We start from the raw sequence: 24,600 nt of genomic DNA on the forward strand, positions 1-24,600 counted from the left end.
GAGTAATTTGTTAATTTGAGGCTGCTTCATTTTATCATCACCTAATCATTATTTTGAATGGTAATACTATTCACTTTTAGTTATATCACTGTTAATTTTTGAATCAATAATATGCTCAGGTAACAAAAAAGACCGACAAGAAATTGTCGGTCTCATTTACGTATTTAGTTAAGTGGCTTGCTTGAAACCATTAACTCAGGTGGCCAAAGTGCCAGTAAGTAACCATAGCCTTCTTGGTCAAATGCTAAACTTTCAAACTCACGTTTAGAGTTGAATGCTTGGTAATGAATGTCACTAGCATCAAACTTACCTGAACGAACTAGGTTAGCTGGAACTGATGTTAAGATATCATCTGAAACAAAGTATAGACGACCATTAGCAGGGTTTACGGAAACTCCTTGGTTAGAATCTCCACCACGATTACCTACATATGATGAGCCAGCAGCAAATTTAACTGAGTTTTCATCAAGGCGACCGTAGAAGAACATGTAACCATTACCCATCTTACGTCCCCAGTAAGCATTACCATCATTATCAAATGCTAAAGTGTGAAGTTGTAAGTTAGAAGTCTTGGAACCATTATCATGAAGCATCTTGAACTTGTACTGACGAATTGGTTTCAATGTATTTGGATCCATTTCCATAACCACATTGTCTTCAGTTGTCTTTAAGTCTGATAAGGTATTATCTTCAGCAAGATAAAGATGTTGATTTTGTGGATTAAATGTCAAAGTTTGGCCATGTCCAATGTTAACTTGTGGTGAAAGTTGAGCGGTTTGGGCAATGTCAACGTACTTAAACATATCTGGATTTTCATTTTTAACTGCATCAACCTTCGTCTGGTGACCGTCAATTTGGCTTTGAATTGAGCTAAGTTTCTTGTCATAAGCCTTAACTTTGGCCTTGTGACCTTGGTATGACTTCATCCATTGAGCCATCTTAGCCTTAGATTGTTTTACAATCTTTTTGGCATTTTGACGAGTCTTGTAAGAATACTTAGTTGATGTCTTCTTTTGATACTTATCCCGCTTGTCTTTCCAAGAGTAGTACCATTTTTGGGCATTCTTTTGCCAATTTTCTTGGTTATCTTGGTAAGACTTGTTCTTATTCAATGTGTTAGTCAATGTCTTAATGGCATCAAAATCAGATTGCATCTTGCTGTAAGCAGCATCGTAATCTTGATTATGTTGTAATCCTTCAGCAGTATATGGATTAAAGTAATCAAATGAACGCCATAAAGCATTGATATCTGTATTAACTCCTAATTTTGCCAACTTAGTTAAGTCGAACTTAACGATTGCTCCGTAGTTGGTGTTAGTTCCGTTAGACTCAACAAAATAAATGTTATTGTCATTATCTAATGCCACAGATTGGAAGTTTCCATGTTGGTAATTAGAAACGTTAAAGCCATCGGGCAAGAAGAACTTAGTGGTTAACATGTTGGTTTGAGAACTTCCAGAAATTGTCTGGTAGCTGTTACTTTCATTAATTCCCGTTGGATCTAGCTTGTACTTAGTATACTTACGATCTTTATTTCCTTGCGGAGTACTGTTATTAACGGTGTTAAGTGATTCCTCACTGTAATCCGTTAGTACATTCCCAGCATTAACGGTCTTAATACTCCCAGCACTACCTGGTGCATCAATAACATCGGCTCGAACTGCTGATGCCCCCGCTAGTCCTAATGATGTAAATAAAATAGTCATTAAGACTGTTTTCTTCAACTGTATCTTCATTCAAACCCCACCTCATTTTTAAACTTACACATTCAGTGTAACCGTTAACTAACCGAAAGTAAAAGTTTAGTCTCCCTTTTAAACGAAAACGAAAAAAAGTAATCCCAATGTAATATGAGTTACTTTTCAGAGACAATCTATTAATAATTAACCTGTTTCAGTTTAGAAACGGTTCGTTCAATATTATCACTTTGAGCAATCACCGAAATCACTGAACTACCAGCTGCTCCAGTGTGGGCCAACTCGGTCACATTTGCTTCAGTGATGCCGCCAATCGCTACAATCGGATAATTACTATGTGCAACTAATTCGGTTAATCCCCGAGGGCCAATTACTGGATCGGCATCAGCTTTGGATTGAGTTGGAAAGACTGGTCCACTACCAATATAAGCTAGACCAGTTAATCGATTAGCTGCTTCGACTTGATCAAGATTACTACATGAGAGTCCAACAAACATCTCACCGGCCACCGCTGCGATTACCTGGTTGATTTTTTGATCTTTTTGGCCAACATGAATGCCATCCGCACCAACTTGTTGTGCCAAATCGACATCATCATCGATGATAAAGGGTACCTGATATTCAGCACATAGTTGTTTTAAGCGATTGGCCATGGCTAGTTTAGCTTCACCAGTCAAGGCAGTTGGCCCTTTTTCTCGAAACTGAAAAGCAGTAATCCCAGCCTTCAGAGCTTCGGTTAATACTATCGGTAAGGTCTTATCAGGGTTTTTAATATCTTGCGTACCACTAATAAAATATGCCGTTAACATTGACCGCTTAAATTTTATTGTCATTGTTTTCTCCTTCAACTCGCGCCCAGTGATTTAGCGGTCCATGACCATGACCTACTTGAATTCCTTGAGAAATAGTTGCCGAGACATACTGCTTACCAATTCGAATTGCTTCTTCAACAGATTGTCCTTTAGCCAGCTCAGCAGTAATACATGACGATAAGGTATCACCTGTTCCATGGGTCCGATTAGTTTCAACCCGGGGACTAGTTAACCAAAAACTATTACCATCTTCCAACAACACAAAATCGGCAGATTCATTATTTGATGAACCATGGCCACCTTTAACCAAAACATTTTTCGCGCCTAATACTTGGAGTTGCTTGGAAGCAACTAGCATGTCATCGGCCGATTGAATTGTCATCCCTGTTAATTCAGCAGCTTCCGGTAAGTTAGGTGTTAACACCGTCGCTAACGGCAGGAGTTCCTGCTTAACCGTTTGAATGGCATCTTCGGAAAGCAACCGCGCTCCACCTTTGGCAATCATAACTGGATCAACTGTTAGCGGTCCTAAGTCATACTGCTTAATATTTTCAACAACCGCTTTTACTGTTGGCACATCTGCCAACATTCCAGTTTTGGCTGCGCGAATCTTCAAGTCATCAGCAACCGCTTTAAATTGTTCATCAATTAGTTGTTTGGGCATCGCCATAAAGTCGGCCACCCCAATAGTATTTTGAGCAGTAACTGCGACAACTACCGCCGCAGAGAACACATACCGCGCCTGCATTGTCTTAATATCAGCCATGACCCCAGCGCCGCCCCCGCTATCGGTTCCAGCAATCGTTAAGGCTTGGATGGTTTCATTTATCATGTTAAATCTCTCCTTAGTCAAATTGAGCATTTTTTTCAACATCAGCCACGCTAATCAAATGAAGTTCATCAATCAATTGCGGGCCAAACGAGCCGGCCAGTGGCACATCCATTCGACTAGCAACAATCTCGCCAGCTGTTGCAAAGACCGCGGCTGCAACTTGAGCTGCTTCAAAATAATCATCTTCAATGGCAACAAACGTGCCAATAATACTTGATAGCATATCTCCTGAGCCCACGTGTAGTTTAAATAGGTCAGTGTTGTTGTAAACTCGAACGACAGCTTGGCCATCAGTAATAATATCGGTCTTACCACTCAACACCACAACACAATGGCGCTTGTTAGCTAACGCTTTGGCAATTGCTTCAAGATCCGCATTTCCTTCACCAGCATCAATTCCCTTAGCTTGCCAGGCAACGTCAGCCAAAGCCGCAATTTCACCAGCGTGCCGCGAATTACCGCCACATCCATGTTATCCAATAGTTCATTACACCGATCAAGCCGGTACTTAACCGCGCCAACCGCCACAGGATCTAACACAATCGGCTTATGATACTGGTTGGCAAACTTAGTAACTGCCGCAATCTGATCTAGTTGCGATTCTGTGAAAGCTCCCAAGTTGACCGTTAACGAATTAGAAATTTTCACCATGGCTTCTGCTTCGTTCTTTTCCTCGGACATGATTGGTGAGGCCCCAATTGCATTGATTCCGTTAGCCACATCTTGAACTGTAACAAAGTTTGAAATATTAAAAGCAATGGGATTTTGGTTCCTTAATTCATCTAGCAAGTTAATTTTCATAGTCGCTCTCCTTAATAAAAATGCCGTCACCCACACATTGCGTATGGACGACGGCTTTAAAAGTCGAGTGGACACATTCCCTACGCAAGTGTTGGCTTACAGGTTCAAAGGGATCAAGTTGTACAAACTCATCTCAGCTGCTTTGGCAGCACCCCTAGTGTTTAACTGGTTATTCTGTTTATACTATATAGATTACTTGGTTTCGAGGTTCCGGTCAACCTGATTGCGTTGAGACTTTTCCTGATTAACCATTCTTTGGGCCATAATTCGGACTTGTTCCATCAAAGCATCGAACGCTTTGTCTGGGAGGTAACGCTTTAAGAAAAGCGAGGCTTTGGCACCATAGCCACCTGTGTATCTAGTCTTGGGGTTAGCAGAGAAAGCTGCTTGGTCAACCATTCTAGCAATAACCATTGGCTTTGATGCATAGCGATAAGATAATTCAAAGAAATCAGCTAATCGACGACTTGCACCAGCATAAGGGCCGTCGCTTGAGATAGCCTTTAATTTATTCATAGCAATGGAACTCCAATTGGATTCAATTGCCCCTGGTTCAATTACCACCACATCAATGCCAAATTCTTTGAGTTCTTGACGAATTGAATCACTCATTCCTTCAATCGCATACTTGGAACCAACATACCAGCTACCAAGTGGCATCCCCGTCTTGCCAGCCATTGATGACATGTTGATAATCCGACCACTTCCTTGCTTACGCATGATTGGAAGCACCGATTGAATCATCTTCATTACTCCAAAAACATTGACCTTAAATTGATATTCACCATCTTTAAGATCGACTTCTTCTAGGGAGCCAAAGGAACCAAAACCAGCATTATTAACCAACACATCGATTCGGCCAGCATCCGCATAGATATTTTGAATCGCTTGATCAACACTATCATAATCCGCAACGTCAACATACCCAGTTGTAATGCCAAGATCATCCAAATCATTCATTTTATCAACGCGGCGAGACAAGGCATAGACCGTCATCCCGTTTCGTTTTAAATGTTTAGCAATCTCCTTACCAATTCCTGAAGAACCACCTGTAACAACTGCAACTCTCTTTGTCATTAAGTACGCCCCCTACATTATTTTCATACGTTAATAATAACATTATTTATGGTAGCGTTAACTATTTAGAATTTAAAACTATTTTGTTGAATTTCAAAACTGATAAGAATAAAATTCTTAGTATCAAATTGAAGGAGGAACTAACATGTCATTAACTGATACTTACACTTTATACAACGGAGTGAAGATTCCTCAAGTTGGTTTTGGAACTTGGCAATCTGCTGATGGCGACGAAGCCTATCAAGCTGTTAAATGGGCTCTCGAAGCAGGTTATCGACACATCGATACCGCTGCTGCCTATGGTAATGAAGAAAGCGTGGGTAAAGCCATTAAAGATAGTGGAATTCCCCGTGAAGAATTGTTCATCACTACTAAGCTATGGAACGATGACCATGGTTATGAAGAGACTAAGGAAGCCTTTGGTAAGTCACTAGAAAAGCTAGGCTTGGACTACGTTGATTTGTACTTAATCCACTGGCCAAATCCTGCTAAATTCCGTGATAACTGGAAGGAAGCAAATGCTGGTAGTTGGAAAGCATTTGAAGAATTCTACGAAAACGGTACAGCTAAAGCTATTGGGGTTTCTAACTTCAGACCTAAACACTTGGATGCATTATTAGAAACTGCAAAGATCAAGCCAATGGTTAACCAAATGTTTATTAACCCTTCAGATACCCAACCTGGTGTCGTTGACTATGACAACGACCATGATATTTTGACAGAAGCTTACAGTCCTCTTGGCACTGGTGCTATCTTCAAGATTCCTGAACTTAAGGAAATTGCTGACAAGTATAGTAAGTCACCTGCTCAAGTTGTCTTACGTTGGTCACTTCAAATGGCTTCTTGCCACTACCAAAATCCGTACACGAAGAGTACATTAAGGCTAACACTGATATTTTTGACTTTGAACTTAGTGAAGCCGATATTAAAACTATCGATGGTTTCCATGGTCAAGCTGGCTTAGCTACTGACCCAGACACCACTAACTTCTAAATTAATCCACTTATGTTAAACCTATAAAAGTTCACTGAGAATCCCTTCTCAGTGAACTTTTTCGTGTCTCTCAGAAACCTAAATGTTAAAATGTGTTATTATACTTTCATACTGCTTACGATTTTATATTAAGGAAGATTTAATGGAAAACTATAACTCATCATTTTACGATTCAGACGATGTTCGGGTAGATCCCGGCCAACAATTCAATCTCAAAATCAAACGTTTAGGAATTAACGGTGAGGGAATCGGCTACTACCAACACAAGTTAGTCTTTGTTCCCGGCGCCCTCCCAACGGAAACGGTCACCGTAGAAGTTCAAAAAGAACTTAAAAACTTCATTCGAGCTAATTTAATTAAGGTCCTTGAAACCAGTGCCGACCGGGTTACCCCCGTTGACGATTACGCCAATAACGTTGGTGGATTTGAGCTTGAAAACCTTTCTTATGAAGCCCAATTAAAATTCAAACGAGACATTATTGCTGAGACTCTCGAAAAGTTCCAACCTGAAGGTTACAAACGCTATAAATTACTCCCAACGATTGGGATGGATAACCCCGTTGGGTATCGAAACAAGGCAAGCTTTCAAATTAGGGAGCAAGATGGCCAAATTGTAGCTGGACTTTACAAGTCTCGCAGCCATGAAGTCGTTGATCTTAAAGAATCAGCTTTGCAGCATCCCCTAACTATGAAGGTTATGCGAGCAATTGTTACGATGATTCAAGATTTGGGTATTCCCGTTTATAACGAAGAACAAAATTCTGGCATCATCAAGACGGTAGTTGTCCGAGTGGCCGCCGCAACTAATGAAGTCCAAGTAACTTTCATTACTCAAAGTAAGAAATTATTGAAGAAGCACCAATTAATTGAACGTATTCACGAAGAACTCCCAGAAGTTGTTAGCATCGCTCAAAATGTTAATCCCGGGGAAACTTCACTTGTGTGGGGTGACGAAACTACCGTTATCGATGGTAAAAACACCATCACTGAAAAAATCGGTGACGTCCGCTTTGACTTATCAGTGCGGGCCTTTATGCAGGCTAATCCTTACATGATTCCTACTCTATATGATGAAGCATTTAAAGCTTTGAACTTACGCTCAAAGGATCGCGTTGTAGATGCTTACTCAGGAGTGGGAACTATTGGTTTAACCATTGCCAAAGACGTCCGCGAAGTGCGGGGAATGGACACCATTGCTGAAGCGGTTGAAGATGCTAACGTTAACTCAATCAAAAATGGCATTATGAATGCTAGTTACGAAGTCGGTAAAGCTGAAGAATTATTGCCAGCCTGGATTGAAGAGGGCTTCAAACCGGACGCTATTATTGTCGATCCACCACGTACTGGTTTAGATGATGCTCTAATTGACACCATTTTGGCCACTGAACCTAAAAAGTTTGTGTATATTTCATGTAACCCATCAACATTAGCTCGTGACCTAGTTAAATTAACTAAGAAGTATCGAGTTGAATACATTCAATCAGTTGATTTGTTACCACAGACTGCCCGAATTGAATGTGTTGTGAAATTCATTAAAAAGTAAGGAGTCGTTTAAATGAAAAATCCATTTGGTAACGGCGATGACGATGATAATCAAAATATGATTCCCATCCCACCTAACTATGCCACGATTACAAATCCCGAAACTGGCGAAATTAGAATTGCTAAAGTCGGCTTTTCGTTTACCAGCTTACTCTTCAATATTTGGCCATCTGCCTTTAGAGGTGATTGGTACAACTTACTATGTATGTTTGGGGTTCAAATAATCGTTTTAATGGCCTTCCTAATGTGGTCATCAATTCCACTCGCTAGCATTGAAGCAATTGCTGACCTGATATTTAGAATTGTCTGGGGATTTCTATATAATCTGATGTACTTCCGACATAAGTTCAACCAAGGTTATGTGCCAGCTGATGACCGATCACGACAATTATTAACTGAAGCTAACTATTTAAAATCCAGTAACTAAAGTAAATTAAACTAATAAAAAGCTCGCTACTTCGAAGTAGCGAGCTTTTTTATGGTGACTTTAGTTCTTATCAAAATGTTGATATAGCTTATCAAAGTCAATGGTTCCTAAACCTGTAGCCTGGTTATACAACTTACCAGGTTGGCCAGTGTAATAAAGATTATTATTATTTGTATCACTATCTAACACGTGGAAAGGCGTGTCTGGCTGTAATGCAAACCGGTAGATTTGAGGATTCCAAAAACCAACTGGTTGGGCTAATTTACTGTTCATATCAGCATTAGCTGCCGCAATTTGTGGTGAGGCAAAACTGGTTCCACCATCAACCATCCAGACGGTTTTTATTTTTACCTTTTTTATTAGTAAATGTTGCCACAGTGGCATATCCCGTTCGAATATCTGAATTAGCTGACACGTCAGGTAAGTTTCGACCCGCCTTTTTACCAGTAATTACTTGGGGATGTGCATTTAAAACAAATCTCCCCTTCTTATAATTAAGCAGTTGTAGTGCCCGGAAAGTTCCCACTCCAGGGAAACCAGCTTGATATGCTGGCACAGGATTTAATTTAGAAAAGCCACCGCCACCACCAGGGAAGATGCCCGCTTTTAATTGGGCACCAGCAGCCGTGTAAGTATCACCCCATGCACGTTCTTGCTCAACATTAATTAACTTCCCACTAACAATTCTTTGATATGGCAATGTCGTTCCACCAACATCAGTTAAATATGGTGAACCAGTTGGAAAATCATGTTCTTCTTTGCCACCCGGTGTATTAATATCGTATGGGCCATAGTCACCGGCCGCATTAAACACCGAGATACCTTGAAGAGCCGCCTGTTTAAGCAGTTGATTAAACGCTTGGTTATATTGTTTAGATGTACCACTTTCGCCTGCAGTATATTTATATCCTTCAGATCCTGAACCGAAACTGGTTGAAATTTGCTTATCAATATTATCATTGATAGCCTTAGCAAAGTAGTATATAAAGCTGCATTTCCCGTAATATTATCAGCGGCTGAATCACCAATATAAACATCTATATTTGCCTTAGGAGCAATCGAACTAGCTTGTTCAGTGTCTAAAGAAACTTCAAGCTGACCGATGTATCGATCAGTTGAGACCGGTCGACTATAAATGCGGTTCATCTCGGCTGCAGATGAGTAAATATAATGATTTCTAATTCGACTGGTATCACTTGGTAAGCCGTTAGTTTTTAAATAACGACTGACATCAGCTTTTCGATATCCGCTCAAGGCAATCAAACCGATTGATTGACCGGAACCATCAGCACCATTACTAATTAGATTGCTAAGATTATAGTGATCAGTAAATTTCTTAGCACCGTATTTTTTAGAGAAGGAACTAGCCCTCTGATTTAAATCAGGTATTTGATTAGTTGGTTCAACATTGCCCTTAGACTTTCCATAAGTCTTGGTCTTAGGTCCGAGCAGTCCAATAACCGTCAAAGTTTTGCTACTAAGCGACTTTGGTAACTTCGTCTTAGTGTAGTGATATGACTTTTTGTACGCAATATTTTGGGCATTGAATGCTTTGATCAAATTTTTTCGAGTACCCTTAACAGTCAACACCAAGTTACCATTAATTGCGGTTGAGCTTAAATGATACTTTTTAAAGTACCTTTTGAATTTATTAACGGTTGCTTCGCTTTGACCATATTTTTGGGTAAATTGACTGGTTGATAAATACTGACGATACGCAGATGAGTTCGGATCAGTGACGTCAGTCACCCGATTCGTCAAATCATCCGTGTTTCGCGCTTTCAAAACCACCGTTGTCGTAGTTGGCTTTGATTTGGCCGCATAGGCAGCGTGGTTAACCGATAGCATCCCCGCTAATATCGGTAACACCAATAGTGGCACTTTGAACATATTCTTACTCATTATGATTTCCCCCACAAGGATTTTTAATACCCTAATTCTACCACCGCAGCTAATTAATAGGTTAAATGAACCGCTGCCAATTGATTCTTGATATTCTCAGAATCACCATCACAACGAAAGCCGGCTATCATTAGCGCTTGATCATCTTCAATTAACTGTTTAATATGGGGCTGGGTCGCCTCAAATGGCGTGCCGGAACTAGTCGAGAAGACAATTATTTTTTTACCTGCAAATTCAAATTTATCAAATACTGAATCAATAATCCGTGGCGGCTCTGACCACCAAGTTGGGTAACCAATAAAGATTACATCGTACTTTTGCAAATCTGGAATAGTAGTGGCAACCGGTGGAAATAATTGCAATTCCATTTCATGCTTAGCCACTCTCATATAATCGTTAAAATCATCTGGATATGGATTAATTGGCACAATTCGTTGCATATCCCCACCAACGATTTCTTGAATTTGTTCGGCAGCATGCTCAGTATTGCCAGTTAATGAAAAATATAATACCAACGATTTAACATCTTGCCATTCATTTTCAGCCATCAATATCCCCCCTATGTAAGTAATCGCTTACTAAATCACTTATCACCTAAATCTTAAATTAACTGGCCCAATTTATCAACACACGATTTAGCTAATACTTATAGGAAATTAATTATGTGGTTCAAGGTTATTTCCTCTGGGGTTACATTACAGTTGCAAGCAATTACTTTGATCCCTGCTGCACGTGCCTCTTTAATTGCCGTTGCTAATAACGGTGCCATCAGTTCGTTAATCTGCATATGTTTAACGTAATCCATCTGGACCACAAAGTATACATAAGCCTCACCACCAGCTTTAACCGCTTGCGTCAATGCATGCACATGTTTGACGGCCCGAGTCGTTGGCGCATCGGGGAACTGGGCTAATCCATCATCTTCTAAGGTCACACCCTTAGTTTCGAGCCAACAATCTCGACCATCCTGGGTTTGGCCCCAAAAATCAATCCGTGAATCAGCTAGCTTAGTTTCTGGTCTAAATTGATTTAGTGGCCGAATTCCTGGCACTACTAATTCAGCAGCCAAGGTCTCTTTAACCATCGCATTTGGTGCTTGACTATCAACATTAACCCAATGGCCCAGCTTGTTAACAGCCACTAAATCATAATTTGTTTGGCGCTTAGGATTAGCAACGTATACCAAACTAACTTCATATCCTGGTACTAATAATTCATGATTACGACCTGTATTCTTCAAATGGGCTTGGACCTCAGTTCCATCCAGATCACAAATTACTGTAAACCGATTAATTTTCCTAAGAAATTTAGCTAAATGATAATTCGCGTATTTCATGGTTTGCCTCCGCGTATGATTATTGATTTTCATTATACGCTTGATACTAATTTAATAGCTTTCACAGCGTTTCATAACGGCTGAAAAGCTTAACCTCCAGGCACTTTATGTAACAAAAACAATACAATTCAAGCAAAAGGATTGCATATTTTCTGAAAATAGGTAAACTAGCGAAAGTGATTTTTTTAGGAGGAAATTAAATTTGTCAATTACTAAAATTTTGCGCAGCGGTAAAGATAACTTTTTAAAGTTCATTAATACGCTCGCCGATATTTTTGTCCCAATCATTCCCGCAATCGTGGCGGCCGGGTTATTAATGGCCCTTCACAACGTGTTGACTGCCCCCCATTTATTCTCAGCGAATTCGCTAATCCAGATGTACCCGAATTTAAAGGGTATTGCTAACTTTATTAATACCATTTCAAACGCGCCATTCACATTCTTACCAGTCTTGATTGGTTTCTCAGCTACCAAACGATTTGGTGGCAATCCATACCTAGGCGCCGCAATGGGAATGATGATGGTTTCCCCCGCTCTAGTCAGTGGCTATGATGTCAGTGCAGCTGTTGCTAACCATACCTTAGGGTATTGGAATTTCATGGGCCTGCCAGTGGCTCAAGCCGGCTATCAAGGATCAGTAATTCCAATGCTGGCGGTTGCCTGGATCTTAGCCAAAATTGAAAAATGGCTTCATAAGAAGATGCCAGAAGCGCTTGATTACACATTTACCCCACTCATCGCTGTGTTAGTAACTGCCATTTTGACATTTATCATCGTCGGTCCGGTTATGCGAACGGTTAGTGATGGTATCACCAATGGACTACTATGGTTGTACAACACGACTGGCCCAGTGGGGACTGGTGTACTTGGTCTACTCTATGCCCCACTAGTAATTACTGGACTCCATCAAAGCTTCCCAGCGATTGAAACTCAGCTAATCGCTAACATCAAACAAACTGGTGGTAGCTTTATCTTCCCAATCGCTTCAATTTCCAATATTGCTCAAGGCGCATCAGCCCTGGCGATCTTTTTCTTAGCGAAGGATAAAAAGCAAAAAGGTCTTGCCTCTTCAGCAAGTTTTTCTGCCTTACTAGGAATTACTGAACCGGCAATGTTTGGGGTTAACTTAAAGCTTAAGTTTCCATTTGTGTCAGCCATCATCGGCTCCGGTATCGCTTCGATTTATCTCGGTCTAACCCATGTACTTGCAGTGTCAATGGGTTCTAACAGCGTTCTAGGATTCATTAGTATTTCTACAAATGCGATTCCTTCATTCTTAATTGCGGCTGTAATCAGTTTTGTCGTTAGCTTTACGCTAACTTACGTGCATGGTCTCCGGCAGACTGAAGATATTTTGCCGCCATGCTTGCTGCTGAAAAGGCTCCTGAAGCCGAAGCCGCATAGCGGGATCAAATTAACATTGAACCATGATTTTGATTTCTTTATACTTGGTGGTGGAGGTACACTATGCGCGATCATTTGACCCAACACCAACTAACTGAAAAATTCTATGAACTAACCATGCTATTTGAGTTGGAAGCCCGCCAAGCAAATCAGCCGGCTCTCGCTCGTCAAGGCCAAGGCAATATCTTACTAGCCTTAGGACAAGAAGATCATCTTCCCCAAAAGAATTAGTCAACCGGCTACAAATTAGCGCCCCATCAACAACTGAATTCGTTAATAAATTAATCAGTAAGGGATTAGTAACTAAAAGCAAGTCTGCTGAAGACAAACGTATGACTGTGATTAGCTTGACTAAAGCCGGCCGTGCAACGGCCAATAAGATGCAACAAACCGAACTGGCTGGCTGGCAATACTTAACTGAAGACCAGCAGAAACAATTTGCTGACTTATTAGATATCATGATTACTGGTCTTAATCACGGTCACTCTGATAAGAATCAGCAAGCCGAAATCACCAAATTAAAACGAAAATTAAATTAGTAACTAAAAAAGTGCCGTCTTTCAAATCAGAAAGGCGGCACTTCTTAGTTATTAGAGTTAATTATTTGATCTAACCATGTAAATACCTGTTGATTAAAAAAGCCTAAGGCCCCCATTTGGCAGTGTTCCTCAGCTCCATCAGCCTTAGTAAATTTGTGTAAGACCTTCTCAGACCTCAATGCATCATACAGCATCTGCGGTTGGCCTTTGAAGAACCCATCATTTCAGCTTCGGCAACGAAGACTGGGCATTCGATTTTATCTGCAACATTAGCTAACGTGTATGGTTCAGTCGCTGCAAATAGGTCCATCACGGTGTTGGCCTTAAAAGTATACATCCCATTGTCAATCACCCATCTAACTTGGGTGCTGTTAGTCATTAACTTTTTGATTTCATTTTCAATTACATCATCGCTGGGTAATCCTTCACTGTGACCGCGAAAAGCTGCAGAGAATTGGAACGAGAACAACCCATCATCAGCGACTACCGCTGCTAAGCGGTGGTCAAAAGCAGCTGCTCGAGGTGCAAGCAGGCCACCGAAACTGATTCCCATCAAGGCAATTTGATCAGCCACAACATCATCTCGGGTTAATAAGTAGTCAATCACTGGACTAACCACATTTTCCCAATCATTGCGGAATCCAATATTCTGCTCACGAATCATCGCACCTTGACCAGGGCCATCAAAGGTTAAGCAGTTATATCCATGAACTAAGGCATCCTGAACTACTTGGAAGTATAGTTCTTCACCAGTTGAATCAAATCCCCCATGAATGATCAGGGTTGGTCGGCTCAGATTATCGACCCTATAGAAATATCCAGGCATCGTGGTCTTCTCATAGGGGATGGCCACAATTTCAGCGTTCACACGGCGGAGCTTTAACGCCTGTCGAAAGGTATCGCGACTCTTTTGCCAAGTGGTCGTAATTCTGGGATCATCAGGATTACCATGTAAGAAAAATTCAGCTGTCCGGTAATAATTTGATGCTTTAAATAAGTTCGTACCGGCTGAATAGTCGTCATCATTTGCAATTGCCACTTGAGCCCGCTCAGTAACGCGGTCAGCTAAGTCAAGCCATTCAGCATACCAGCTTTCAAAATTACCCACTTGGATTTTGTAACCCGTTGATAGGACTTCTCCTAAATCAGCGCCACCATAAGTTGCATAATTTGCAGTTCTTAACATCTCGTAAGAAAAAGTTGGATCTTCAAAATCATCTTCATTTTAAACGCCTCGTTTTTATTTAGGTACCCTAATTAATTCAACTTAGATATATTAAGGCCCCCTAAATAAAAAGTCAAGCCAATGTTTGCATTAATTTAATCAATTAAAAAGCACCCTGCCAAAGCTATTTTGGCAGGGTGCTGCTTTGGTCATATTTTTCATTTTGTAACGTAAGGAACATGGGCCATTGATGGCACTTCATCCCAAGCAACCGGATAGCCAGCTCCATGGGCACAGAATACTGAATCTGGAGTGTTAGCTAAGTCACTAACTGGCTGATAACCTTGTTCCTCAATCACTTCTTCAGCATTATGAGTGGGACGGTATCCCGCAACCACACAGTCGAGTTGGCCTTTTCCATGCGTGTATGCTTGCACAGCTCTTGGATAGTCCTGCATTTCAGAAACTGGTGCTTCACCAGTTAAGACCGCCATCTCACCCAAGGTAGTTGGCGCTTCAAACCGACCACTCATAGCTTGAATATCAGTCATTGCTCTACCAACTTGGTCTTGCGGCACCATCAATCGAAATTGATACCATGGCTCAAGTAATTCGGCGTTGCCCGCCTGTCTGGCCATCATTAACCCTTGGCGCACCGCGCGCCAGGTCGCTTCTTTAAAATCACCGCCAACGGAATGCACGATGCTGGCTTTTCCAGTCACCAATGTCAACTTAACATCGGTCAGCGGCGCTCCAACTAAGACCCCAAGTTGGGTTTCGCTCCCAGGTTACTGAGAACTTGATGCTGCCAATTATTTCCAAGCACATCAACCTGACAATCAGTTGCAAATGTTAATCCGGTGCCTGGAGCCGTTGGTTCCATCAATAAATGCACTTCAGCGTAATGTCTGAGGGGTTCAAAGTGACCAACCCCTTCGACTGAGTGCGTAATGGTTTCCTGATACAGAATGCCACCTTCATCAAAGTCGACGGCTAAACCGAATCGGTCTTTAAGCTGTTGACGCAAGACTTCTAATTGAATCGTTCCCATCAGCTGCACCCGAATTTCCTGTAATTGTTCGGACCACGATACCTTGAGTAGCGGATCTTCATCTTCTAATTCGCGCATCGCAGCCAAGACGGCATGAACTTCTTCATCCTGTAAATTAACCGCATAAGTCAATACTGGCTGTATTGTTGGTATCTGAGCATTTTCAGCGGCCCCCAATCCTTGCCCCGGAAAGGTATCCGTTAAACCAGGAACGACCACGATTTCACCTGCCACCGCTCTAGGAGTAACCTCATATTTGGTGCCATTGTATAACCGTAGTTGGTTAACCTTTTGTTCTGGCAGAATAACTTCTTTAGTCGCCAATGCGCCACCAGTCATGCGCATCCAAGTCAGGCGTTCACCATTAGCATGCGAAATCTTAAAGACTTGAGCAGCAAATTCAGCTTCGTACGTTGGTTCTTTGGTCCACTTTTCAAGACCATTTAACAGTTCATCAATTCCGGTCATTTTTAACCCGGAACCAAAGTAAACGGGGAAGACTTGGCGATTGGCAATCATCGTCTTAATCACATCGTCAGCTAAATTAGCGTTATCCAGATAATCAGCTAAAACATTTTCATCTTGCAATGCGATTTCTTCAGCCACATCATCGGGAACATCATCAGTTGCTTTCCAATCAAAAGGGATTGCGCCGGCTGATAACGTCTCTTGAAGTTGAGCGATAATCTGATTACGATCCGTTCCAGGAGCATCTAGTTTATTAACAAAAATAAACGTGGGAATATTATATTGTTTTAATAAGCGCCATAGAGTTTGTGTATACCCTTGCACCCCATCGGTTGCTGAAACTACCAAAATGGCATAGTCTAACACGCTTAAAATCTGCTCAGTCTGCGCTGCAAAATCCACATGTCCTGGGGTGTCTAGCAGAGCAAGCGATAAATCGTGATATTCCAAATTAGCTTGATGCGAAAAATCGTAATTCCGCGGGCTTTTTCCAATGCATCAGGGTCCAAAAAGGCATCCCCATTGTCGACTCGACCCAATGTTTTTAGCGCCCCGGTTTTATATAAAAGGGCTTCTGATAGTGTAGTCTTCCCCGCATCAACGTGGGCCACAATTCCAGCCACAATTTTCTTCATAATGATGGTTCCTCTTTTCGTCTCGCGATAATCGATTACTCGACCATTTTCTTCCGTTCATTGTATCACGCCACCAGCTTATCCCCTAGATAGACGCAAAGAATCCCCTTGAAATCATTGAGACTTCAAGAGGATCATTATTTAACGGAATCATTCCCGCTTTAATTGTTTTCGTGCAAACATCTCTTTACTAAACCAAGTCATGATTCCTGACCAAATAATCATTGACACCATTAACCGCCAGGGAACCAACACCGTGCCTTCAGAATCAGTATAGCCTAGAATGTACTTCACAAAATCTTCAACCCATGATGCGGTTTGCTCGCTTGGTTTAAAAGTATTAATTGAGAAAATCAAAATTACAAACAGCACCACTGGAACAGCGATGAAGATCAAACGCTGAACTCGCTTAGAAAATAGTGACATCAAGCTTCCAATTGCTAAACCAGTTAAGGAAATGGCCAGTAATAACAACCAACTAAAGACGAAGTTAATAGCGCCAGAAACGATTTGATTGCTAAAGGTATGCTGATACATTGCTGAAAAAATATTGAAGTTGTCAGAATCACTGATTGGTAATGTTAACCAACCAAATAGCATATTAATAGTGTTAGCAATCAATGTAACTAATGCTAATGAAATAACTTGTCCCTTAAAGAAGGTCATCCGTGAAATTCCATTTTGAATCAGTAACTTAAAATTAGTGTAAGTTAACATTGAAATCACAAAGACAAACCCAGATACCAGTAAGCCAATTGGTGTACCAGTGAGTTGATCAGAGAATGAAAAATCTTGAATCGTTCCCGTTACCAATGCCAAGAATGCTGGCAATGCTAACACAACAATTGCCGTCCATAAGTACATCTGCCAAACAAGAGATATTTGACGATCAAATAAGAATTTTCCGACCTGTTTCACCTTCATCAGTAGCTCCCCCCATTTCCTTGGATGTTAGTTAGAAAGATAAATAGTTTTTGTAAATCAAAACTAGAGATTTGCACTGTATCGGAAATTGGTCGATCATTGTCCAAATCACCAAATACATAATTCGTTTTTAGATTGCCCATTTGATCATTACCAATAACATTTAGGCCATTAGTGTACTGATCAACTTCTTCAGCTGGACCAACGACTGCGTGCGTCTTAGCCAGAATCGTTTCTACCGGTTGGTCGAGCAAGACGTGTCCCATATCAATCATAACTACATCACTAACAATGTTAGCCACTTCTTCAATTAAATGAGTTGAAATGATAAACGTACGTGGTCGATCTGAAAATGTTTGAATCAGTTCCCTATAAAACAATTCTCGGTGATTGGCATCGAGTCCCAAAACCGGTTCATCTAAGAAAATAAACTTAGCTGGGACTGATAATGCCAAAATCAACTTAAAGATTGAATTATATCCAGTTGATAACTTTCCAAATTTTTTGGTTTAAATCTAATCCAAACTTTTTGCCAAATCATCAGCTAATTCATGGTCAAAACCACCATACAACAAATCAGTATCTTTAATGATCTTAGTTAACTTATCCCCATCGTTATACAGATCAACTTCGCTCATTAAATACATCATTCCGAGCTTACTATCGTTATCTGCGACGCTTTCGGAATCCATATTAATTTCACCATTATCAGCAAAGATGCGGTCAGTAATAACGTTAAGTAGCGTGGATTTACCGGCTCCATTACGGCCAAGCAAACCATAAATCTTGCCCTCTTCAAACGTTAAACTAATATCGTTTAAGACATTATGCGATCCGAACGCTTTAGATACGTGATCAATCGATAATAAACTCATTCGGTAAAACCTCTCTTTATTTGACTTATTAGATCCTCTTCAGAAATATTTAGGTTCTTAGCCTCAGTAACTAGGCTCTTAACGAAGTTAGTGTAAAACTTCCCCCTACGCTCTGCAAGAATCTTTTCTCTAGCACCTGGGGTAACAAACATCCCCCACCCCCCGGCGTTTTTCAATTAACCCCTTATCAACAACCATATTCATTCCCTTTAATACCGTTGCCGGATTAATATGAAATTCTTTTGAAATTTCAGTTGTTGATGGAATCTGCTGGCCTTCAGCAAAACCACTATTAACGATGGTTTCTTCAATTTGTTCAGCCACTTGCCGATAAATCGGCTCCGAACCATCGAACGAAAACTGCATGTGCTCACCTCAGTTACTTCTTAATTTTAGTCTTCGGAACTACAAATCCCTGATAGATTTTAATCGTGACAATATAGTATACGCAATATAAAACTAAAAATGCAATAAGTGACCAGCCAAAAACCGGGTAAGGTTGATCAAGGAGACCGCCCTTAATAAATAGTTGCAAGCCAAACGCTACATCAATAATCCCTAAAACTGCGGGTAACACAAACAATCCTAAGATTTGAAGATTAATTGAACGTTTAGCAACCGAACGTCTAACGCCAATTTTGTTAAGCATTTCATAACGTCTAGCATCAGCCGTGGTACCACTGAGAATCTTAAACATTAAACAACTAGCTAGCATGGCTAAGAACGCAATTCCTAAAAAGATCCCGATAAATTCAAAGCTTCCAAGTAGTGATTTCAAAATAGTGTAATTTGAGAAAATCCCTCCAAATGGAATACCACTCTTATCAGCAACTTGTTTAGCTTGCTCATTTGTAATCTTGTTTAAGGTATCGTAGTTCGCATCCATGCTCTTAACTCGAACTAATCGAAGCTTATTGCTTGGAGTGGCTAACGTTGCAAATTGAGTTTCGCTAACTAACTTAAATGATTTAGCAAATTGGTCTTTTGGTGGCAGCATTCGAGCCAAACTACTCTTAACTTCGTCGTTATGACTAACCTGACTAGCCGTTAGTGTCACGATTTTAGTCTTGGCAAAATCCATTTCACCATCACTATTAGATTTAACATCTACATATTTATATGGCGTTTGGTTGAATCCATTCGCATCAAAGTAAATCGTATTGCCGACTCTTTTATATTGGTAATTAGTAACTTGCTTATCATCTAATTGGGTAATCCATTGATTGATCTTGTGACTTGGATTCTTAACTGCAATTGCATAAGCCCCCTGAGCTTGAGCAATTTCAGGAATACGTTGAGCGAATCCTACTCCAACCGTAATGGCACCTAACGCTAATGCAAATAGTAATGATACAACCGAAAGAATCTTAGTAAAGTCATTAATTCGGAATTTAAGTTGTGAGATTGTAAAAGTATTTAATCCCTTAGCTGCCAGCTTAGATTTTTGTAAACCATTTAGGATAGCTACAAAAAATGAATTAAAGATGAAATAAGTTCCCAACACAATTGTGACTAATGCAAGCGGAATCGCAATAAGCTTCAAAGTCTGAATCTCATACATTGATAGATAACCAACCGCTAAAAGTATCACTCCGAGGACTGCTTCAACCCAGAGAACCACTTTCTTGGGGCGTTTCCAGTTAGTACTTGATTCTGATTTTAATAAGTCTAAAGCCGATGACTTAACAAATGTGCGGTGATTAAATAACCCAGAAATAAAGAATAGAATCATAAAGAAAACAAGCGTGTAAATAATAGCTTTAGGATAGATTGCTTGAAAACCACTTGTGGGCAAGGCTAACTTATCAAACAAATAGCCACTCAACAATTTGGTAATCGCGGTTCCAAATAAAATACCAATGACTGTACTGATCAAACCAATCATGACCGTTTCTAAAGTAATCAACAGTCCGATTTTTCTTGGGCGAGCCCCAAGCATCATAAAAACGCCATAATCGTGTTTACGCATCGTTAATAAGAATGTATTCGCATACGAAACGTAAACTAATGTAATCAAAGCAAGTAGCACCGCTCCGAAAATAAATACGAACTTAGCACTTTGTACCGAAGTGCTTTCCACAAATGAATCATTAGTTGAAATAGCCTCAAACATGTAGAAAATCGCTGACGCCATTACTAATCCAGAAAACAGCACTAAGTAATCTTTAAACCGCGAACGAATTCCGGCTAGTGAAAGTTTAAATAACATTTCGATATCTCCTTATGTTTATTGTTCAAACGTTCCCAATTTATCAAGAATTTCGCGGTAAAACTCTTGGCGATCGCGACCATCAGCCTTTAATTCTTCGCCAATCTTACCATCTTTAATAAATAGAATCCGTTGACAGAAGCTTGCTGAAAATGGATCATGCGTCACCATTAGAATCGAAACCCCTTGTTGGTTAATATTCTGTAAGGTTTCCATCAATTCTCGAGCATTATTTGAATCAAGAGCTCCAGTTGGTTCGTCGCCAAACACGATTTTAGGATCCGCTACCAAGGCTCTGGCAGCAGCTACCCGTTGTTTTTGGCCTCCTGATAATTGGTTAGGAAATTTATCTAGTAAGTCGCCAATGTTTAATTTATTAGCTGATAACTCAACCGCCAATTTAATTTGCTTAGTCTTAGCTCCCTGTAATGATAATGGCAAGCCAATATTTTCGCGAACCGTGAGAGTTTCAATCAAATTGAAATCTTGGAAAATAAATCCAAGTTGCTGTGATCTAAAATCGGCCATTTGGTTGGCGGTTAACTTAGTTACATCCTGACCACCAATCTCAACTTGGCCACTGGTTGGTTGGTCCAAAGTTGCTAAAATGTTTAACAAAGTTGTCTTTCCAGAACCAGATGCCCCCATGATACCAACGAATTCTCCTTCATTGGCTTCAAAGGTAATGCCTTTCAAGGCCTCGTATGGCTTTTCAGTTTTCTCACCATAAACTTTATGAACGTTGCTGGTAGTTAGAATTTTGTTTGTCATTAATTTATCCTCCGTGTTGGTTCGTTACTTATGTAATTAACCATACATGTACAACAGTGATAAGTCAACCACCTTTTAGTTTGAAATAATGTTGCTGGGCGACGGCACACAAAAGCCACCATTAATTTCAACTAAGAATTAATGATGACTTATTTAATTAGTCGATTTTAAACGACCGAGCAGCATTAACTGCCTGCTGCCAACCACTATATAATTTAATTCGACGTTTATCATCCATATTAGGATCAAACCGTCGACCAGTTTCCATTTGTTCTTTGATTTCATCCACGCTATTCCAATAGCCAACCGCTAATCCTGCAAGCACCGCAGCACCAAACGCTGTTGTATCTTCATCTTGAGCCCGTTGAATTGGGATGTTTAAGATATCCGCTTGGAATTGCATTAGGTAACTATTTCTTGAAGAACCACCATCCGCCATTAAACTAGGAATCTTCATGCCGGTATCTTTTTCCATCGTATCAATGATGTCCTTAGTTCCGTAAGCAATAGATTGCAATGTTGCCTTAACAAAATCATTCTTCGTTGTACCACGGGTCAAGCCAAAGACCGATCCACGAACGTTTTGATCCCAGAAAGGCGCTCCTAACCCGTTAAATGCAGGAACCACATAGACTTCATCATCATCGCTTGAGTTCATGGCTGCCTGACGGGATTCAGGCACGTTATCGATTAAACCCATGCTATCAGATAGCCAACTCATAGCAGTCCCCGCTGCGAAAATTGAACCTTCGAGCGCATAGTTTAGATGACCATTAATATCATAGGCAATGGTGGTTAACAAATTATCATCTGACAATTCTGGCTTTTCACCAGTATTCATCATGATAAACGCCCCATCACCATAGGTATTCTTAACCATTCCCGGTTCAAATGCTAACTGACCAATCAAAGCGGCCTGTTGGTCACCGGCGATTCCAGCAATTGGCACTTCAATGCCATAGAACTGGAAGTTTTCTGTGACTCCATAAACCTCACTAGAAGTTTTAACCTCTGGCAACATTACCTTTGGAATATTAAGTAACTTCAAAATATCATCATCCCACCGCAAAGCATGAATGTTAAACATCATGGTTCGGCTCGCATTTGAGATATCAGTCACGTGAAGCTTGCCACCGGTTAGTTTCCAAACTAGCCAAGTATCAACCGTTCCGAATAACAACTCACCCTTTTCAGCTCGCTCTTGAGCGCCAGGAACCTGATCAAGAATCCAGCGCACTTTGGTTGCTGAAAAGTATGAATCAATAATTAATCCAGTTTTTTTATGGAATAAATTGCTATAACCATCATCTTTTAGCTTTTGAGCTAACTTCGCAGTTTGCTTTGATTGCCAACCAATCGCATTATAAATTGGCTCACCAGTTTCTTTATCCCAAATAATTGTGGTTTCCCGTTGATTAACAATGCCAATTCCAGCTAAATCCTCGGGATGAATTCCTGCATCAATGAACGCTGATGAAATCACGTTTAACACTGACGTCCAGATTTCATTAGGGTCAGTTTCAACCCAACCGCTTTGAGGAATGATTTGCTCAACCGGTTTGTAAGCTTCAATTACCTTTCGACCACTTTGATCAAAGATCATCGCTCTCGTACTAGTAGTACCTTGGTCAATTGATAGTACATATTTATCCTTATCAGTTAAAGCTGACATCCGCTTTCCCCTCCAAACATTAGTTACCTGTTTCAGTTGAATAATACCATATTATCCCTTGATAACAGAAAAATAAGCGTTTACACGCAAAGAACATACTATGAACTATACCACAGTACATTCTAACGTTCAAACGCCTATTCAAACAGTATTTAGTTGACTATACCAATTATCGCTTGATCGTAATTGAAATATCCGTATCATCACTAGGATTCAAGGTCTCATTGTAACTATAATCGGCCTCTTGGAAGTATTTTTTAATTTCAGTATTAATATCAGCAAGTGGTCGCTTATCACCATCTTGGCGATGAACTAGAATTGTGTATTCTTTATTATCATCATCGGTGTTTTCAAATTCGTACAACACATCAACCGTATTTAATATTTCCTGAATCATTTGACGCTCAGTCATAGTATAACCTCCCACAATATATATTCTTCTTTACTTTAGTCTTATTTAACGAAAATGTTAACGCTTTATATCTTTTATTTATCAAATTGGTGCGAACATTTACATTGTTCCTAAAAGGACTATACTTAATAGTTATTAACTATCGAGGTGATAATAATGAACACAACATCTTCTCAACTGACAAGTCAGCTTATGGATGCCTATCTAAATCAGCAAATGGTATCTATTGAACTAACTAATCGCCACATTTCCGGACTTGTAGTGGGAATTCAAAATGCCGAACTATTCATTAAGGGACCTGCTAATCAAATCACGAAAATTTCCTTTGATAAAAATCAAATCCGCTAGTGTCCTATAATCACTAATGTAAAAACTTATAAAACTGGAGAATCGCTCAATGGCAAAAACCAAAGACCTTAATCAACGGCTTTATTACCTTGGACTATCCCTAATTATTAATTCAGCTGGAAATGCCCTAGCAATTTCAACAAACTTGGGAAGCGCGGTATGGACCGCCTCAGCAGTAAATTTGTCAAAACTAATTTCGGTATCGCTTGGAACTACCCTATTTGCATATGGAGTTGTCATCACCATCCTTAACCAACTCCTCCTCGGATCATTTGATCGTCGACGATTTATTTCAAACTTACTATTTACGGTCCCCTTTTCATATCTCATTGCACTATTCGAAATGTTATATGAAGCAATCGGCATTCCACAACTTGATTTTGGAGTCCGCATTCTATTAGATATTTTAGGATTGTTCATGGTCGCAGTTGCTGTTTCGATGTACTCGCGGGCTAATTTAATCATGCATCCTAATGATGATTTAGCTTATATTGTCAGATTTAAATTCATCCACGGAAATCCAGTGTTATCACAGTGGGCTAGCTATGTGCCACCATTACTCGTAATCTTAGTTTGCTACTTTTTAGCTGGTAAAACGTATGCCGTTGGATTTGGAACAATCTTCGCGCTCTTATTTCAAGGCGCTATGATGGGATGGGCTGATACGCATGCCTTCACAAAATTAACCCATCATGTGGATCTTTAATG

The 24,600-nt window shown here is 40.2% G+C and carries 22 protein-coding genes, 6 pseudogenes and 1 riboswitch; of the genes and pseudogenes, 9 read left to right on the top strand and 19 right to left on the bottom strand.

Annotation, left to right across the window (positions count from 1 at the left end; genetic code table 11):
- Positions 1-164 precede the first annotated feature (164 nt).
- The 5 genes and pseudogenes from NBRC111893_RS00905 to NBRC111893_RS00925 form a co-directional block, all read right to left on the bottom strand.
- Entirely contained in the window at positions 165-1,736 is a 1,572-nt protein-coding gene (locus NBRC111893_RS00905; RefSeq protein ID WP_125007651.1) for a hypothetical protein, read from the bottom strand.
- Between the two features lie 140 nt (positions 1,737-1,876).
- On the bottom strand, positions 1,877-2,530 hold the full coding sequence (gene thiE, locus NBRC111893_RS00910) for a thiamine phosphate synthase (protein ID WP_125007652.1): 654 nt from the start codon (positions 2,528-2,530) through the stop codon (positions 1,877-1,879).
- Entirely contained in the window at positions 2,514-3,341 is an 828-nt protein-coding gene (thiD, locus tag NBRC111893_RS00915) for a bifunctional hydroxymethylpyrimidine kinase/phosphomethylpyrimidine kinase (protein ID WP_125007653.1), read from the bottom strand. The genes thiE and thiD overlap by 17 nt, the downstream gene beginning before the upstream one ends.
- Positions 3,342-3,354: 13 nt before the next feature.
- Positions 3,355-4,142: pseudogene (gene thiM / locus NBRC111893_RS00920) on the bottom strand (hydroxyethylthiazole kinase).
- 59 nt (positions 4,143-4,201) lie between these two features.
- Positions 4,202-4,308, bottom strand: a riboswitch (TPP riboswitch).
- A 26-nt stretch (positions 4,309-4,334) separates the two neighbouring features.
- Positions 4,335-5,219, bottom strand: coding sequence for an oxidoreductase (locus NBRC111893_RS00925; protein ID WP_125007654.1), 885 nt, complete (start codon positions 5,217-5,219; stop codon positions 4,335-4,337).
- A gap of 145 nt (positions 5,220-5,364) precedes the next feature.
- Here NBRC111893_RS00925 and NBRC111893_RS00930 point away from each other — a divergent pair.
- The 3 genes and pseudogenes from NBRC111893_RS00930 (at position 5,365) to NBRC111893_RS00940 (ending at position 8,181) form a co-directional block, all read left to right on the top strand.
- A pseudogene (locus NBRC111893_RS00930) lies at positions 5,365-6,212 on the top strand (aldo/keto reductase).
- A 142-nt stretch (positions 6,213-6,354) separates the two neighbouring features.
- Positions 6,355-7,755 carry a 23S rRNA (uracil(1939)-C(5))-methyltransferase RlmD gene (gene rlmD, locus NBRC111893_RS00935; RefSeq protein WP_125007655.1) on the top strand — a complete coding sequence of 467 codons (1,401 nt, stop codon included), beginning with the start codon at positions 6,355-6,357 and terminating at the stop codon, positions 7,753-7,755.
- 12 nt (positions 7,756-7,767) lie between these two features.
- Entirely contained in the window at positions 7,768-8,181 is a 414-nt protein-coding gene (locus tag NBRC111893_RS00940; RefSeq protein ID WP_125007656.1) for a hypothetical protein, read from the top strand.
- A 60-nt stretch (positions 8,182-8,241) separates the two neighbouring features.
- On the opposite strand, the gene NBRC111893_RS00945 is transcribed toward NBRC111893_RS00940, so the two are convergent.
- The 5 genes from NBRC111893_RS00945 to sfsA form a co-directional block, all read right to left on the bottom strand.
- Positions 8,242-8,511, bottom strand: coding sequence for a peptidase S53 propeptide (locus NBRC111893_RS00945; protein ID WP_225417456.1), 270 nt, complete (start codon positions 8,509-8,511; stop codon positions 8,242-8,244).
- A complete protein-coding gene (locus NBRC111893_RS00950; RefSeq protein WP_125007658.1) occupies positions 8,504-8,995 on the bottom strand; it encodes a S8/S53 family peptidase in 492 nt (163 codons plus the stop codon). Before NBRC111893_RS00950 ends, NBRC111893_RS00945 begins: the two co-directional genes overlap by 8 nt.
- Positions 8,902-10,083, bottom strand: a complete 1,182-nt coding sequence (locus NBRC111893_RS00955; protein WP_125007659.1) for a protease pro-enzyme activation domain-containing protein — start codon at positions 10,081-10,083, stop codon at positions 8,902-8,904. Before NBRC111893_RS00955 ends, NBRC111893_RS00950 begins: the two co-directional genes overlap by 94 nt.
- A gap of 53 nt (positions 10,084-10,136) precedes the next feature.
- Positions 10,137-10,631 (bottom strand): flavodoxin, encoded by a 495-nt coding sequence (locus NBRC111893_RS00960; protein ID WP_125007660.1) that lies wholly within the window; start codon positions 10,629-10,631, stop codon positions 10,137-10,139.
- Between the two features lie 98 nt (positions 10,632-10,729).
- The gene (gene sfsA, locus NBRC111893_RS00965; protein ID WP_125007661.1) at positions 10,730-11,419 is read right to left on the bottom strand and encodes a DNA/RNA nuclease SfsA; all 690 of its coding nucleotides are present in this window, start codon (positions 11,417-11,419) and stop codon (positions 10,730-10,732) included.
- A 202-nt stretch (positions 11,420-11,621) separates the two neighbouring features.
- Here sfsA and NBRC111893_RS00970 point away from each other — a divergent pair, with 202 nt between their 5' ends.
- From NBRC111893_RS00970 to NBRC111893_RS10900, 4 genes and pseudogenes are all read left to right on the top strand, one after another.
- Complete coding sequence (locus NBRC111893_RS00970; RefSeq protein ID WP_125007662.1) at positions 11,622-12,902, top strand: PTS transporter subunit EIIC; 1,281 nt, start codon at positions 11,622-11,624, stop codon at positions 12,900-12,902.
- The gene (locus NBRC111893_RS10895) at positions 12,887-13,054 is read left to right on the top strand and encodes a hypothetical protein (RefSeq protein ID WP_225417457.1); all 168 of its coding nucleotides are present in this window, start codon (positions 12,887-12,889) and stop codon (positions 13,052-13,054) included. The genes NBRC111893_RS00970 and NBRC111893_RS10895 overlap by 16 nt, the downstream gene beginning before the upstream one ends.
- Positions 13,055-13,065: 11 nt before the next feature.
- Positions 13,066-13,125, top strand: a pseudogene (locus tag NBRC111893_RS11555) (MarR family winged helix-turn-helix transcriptional regulator); the annotation flags it as partial.
- Between the two features lie 30 nt (positions 13,126-13,155).
- The gene (locus tag NBRC111893_RS10900; RefSeq protein ID WP_230402921.1) at positions 13,156-13,362 is read left to right on the top strand and encodes a hypothetical protein; all 207 of its coding nucleotides are present in this window, start codon (positions 13,156-13,158) and stop codon (positions 13,360-13,362) included.
- 175 nt (positions 13,363-13,537) lie between these two features.
- Here the strand turns inward: NBRC111893_RS10900 and NBRC111893_RS00980 are convergent, their stop codons facing one another.
- The 9 genes and pseudogenes from NBRC111893_RS00980 to NBRC111893_RS01020 form a co-directional block, all read right to left on the bottom strand.
- Entirely contained in the window at positions 13,538-14,548 is a 1,011-nt protein-coding gene (locus NBRC111893_RS00980) for an alpha/beta hydrolase family protein (RefSeq protein WP_225417458.1), read from the bottom strand.
- Positions 14,549-14,745: 197 nt separating this feature from the next.
- A pseudogene (locus NBRC111893_RS00985) lies at positions 14,746-16,681 on the bottom strand (GTP-binding protein).
- Between the two features lie 150 nt (positions 16,682-16,831).
- Positions 16,832-17,605 carry an ABC transporter permease gene (locus tag NBRC111893_RS00990; RefSeq protein WP_125007663.1) on the bottom strand — a complete coding sequence of 258 codons (774 nt, stop codon included), beginning with the start codon at positions 17,603-17,605 and terminating at the stop codon, positions 16,832-16,834.
- A pseudogene (locus tag NBRC111893_RS00995) lies at positions 17,605-18,480 on the bottom strand (ATP-binding cassette domain-containing protein). The gene NBRC111893_RS00990 and the pseudogene NBRC111893_RS00995 overlap by 1 nt, the downstream one beginning before the upstream one ends.
- Positions 18,477-18,846, bottom strand: a pseudogene (locus NBRC111893_RS01000) (GntR family transcriptional regulator). Before NBRC111893_RS01000 ends, NBRC111893_RS00995 begins: the two co-directional pseudogenes overlap by 4 nt.
- Positions 18,847-18,859: 13 nt before the next feature.
- Complete coding sequence (locus NBRC111893_RS01005) at positions 18,860-20,689, bottom strand: FtsX-like permease family protein (protein WP_125007664.1); 1,830 nt, start codon at positions 20,687-20,689, stop codon at positions 18,860-18,862.
- A gap of 18 nt (positions 20,690-20,707) precedes the next feature.
- Positions 20,708-21,460, bottom strand: coding sequence for an ABC transporter ATP-binding protein (locus NBRC111893_RS01010; RefSeq protein ID WP_125007665.1), 753 nt, complete (start codon positions 21,458-21,460; stop codon positions 20,708-20,710).
- Between the two features lie 157 nt (positions 21,461-21,617).
- A complete protein-coding gene (gene glpK, locus NBRC111893_RS01015; protein ID WP_125007666.1) occupies positions 21,618-23,132 on the bottom strand; it encodes a glycerol kinase GlpK in 1,515 nt (504 codons plus the stop codon).
- Positions 23,133-23,301: 169 nt separating this feature from the next.
- Positions 23,302-23,544 carry a hypothetical protein gene (locus tag NBRC111893_RS01020; protein WP_125007667.1) on the bottom strand — a complete coding sequence of 81 codons (243 nt, stop codon included), beginning with the start codon at positions 23,542-23,544 and terminating at the stop codon, positions 23,302-23,304.
- 156 nt (positions 23,545-23,700) lie between these two features.
- Between NBRC111893_RS01020 and NBRC111893_RS01025 the strand changes: the two genes are divergently transcribed.
- Both NBRC111893_RS01025 and NBRC111893_RS01030 read left to right on the top strand, forming a co-directional pair.
- Positions 23,701-23,892 carry a hypothetical protein gene (locus tag NBRC111893_RS01025; protein ID WP_125007668.1) on the top strand — a complete coding sequence of 64 codons (192 nt, stop codon included), beginning with the start codon at positions 23,701-23,703 and terminating at the stop codon, positions 23,890-23,892.
- Positions 23,893-23,941: 49 nt separating this feature from the next.
- The gene (locus tag NBRC111893_RS01030) at positions 23,942-24,598 is read left to right on the top strand and encodes a DUF6198 family protein (protein WP_125007669.1); all 657 of its coding nucleotides are present in this window, start codon (positions 23,942-23,944) and stop codon (positions 24,596-24,598) included.
- Positions 24,599-24,600 lie beyond the last annotated feature (2 nt).

The sequence above is a fragment of the Lentilactobacillus kosonis genome (assembly GCF_003864335.1).
Lineage (GTDB): Bacteria > Bacillota > Bacilli > Lactobacillales > Lactobacillaceae > Lentilactobacillus > Lentilactobacillus kosonis.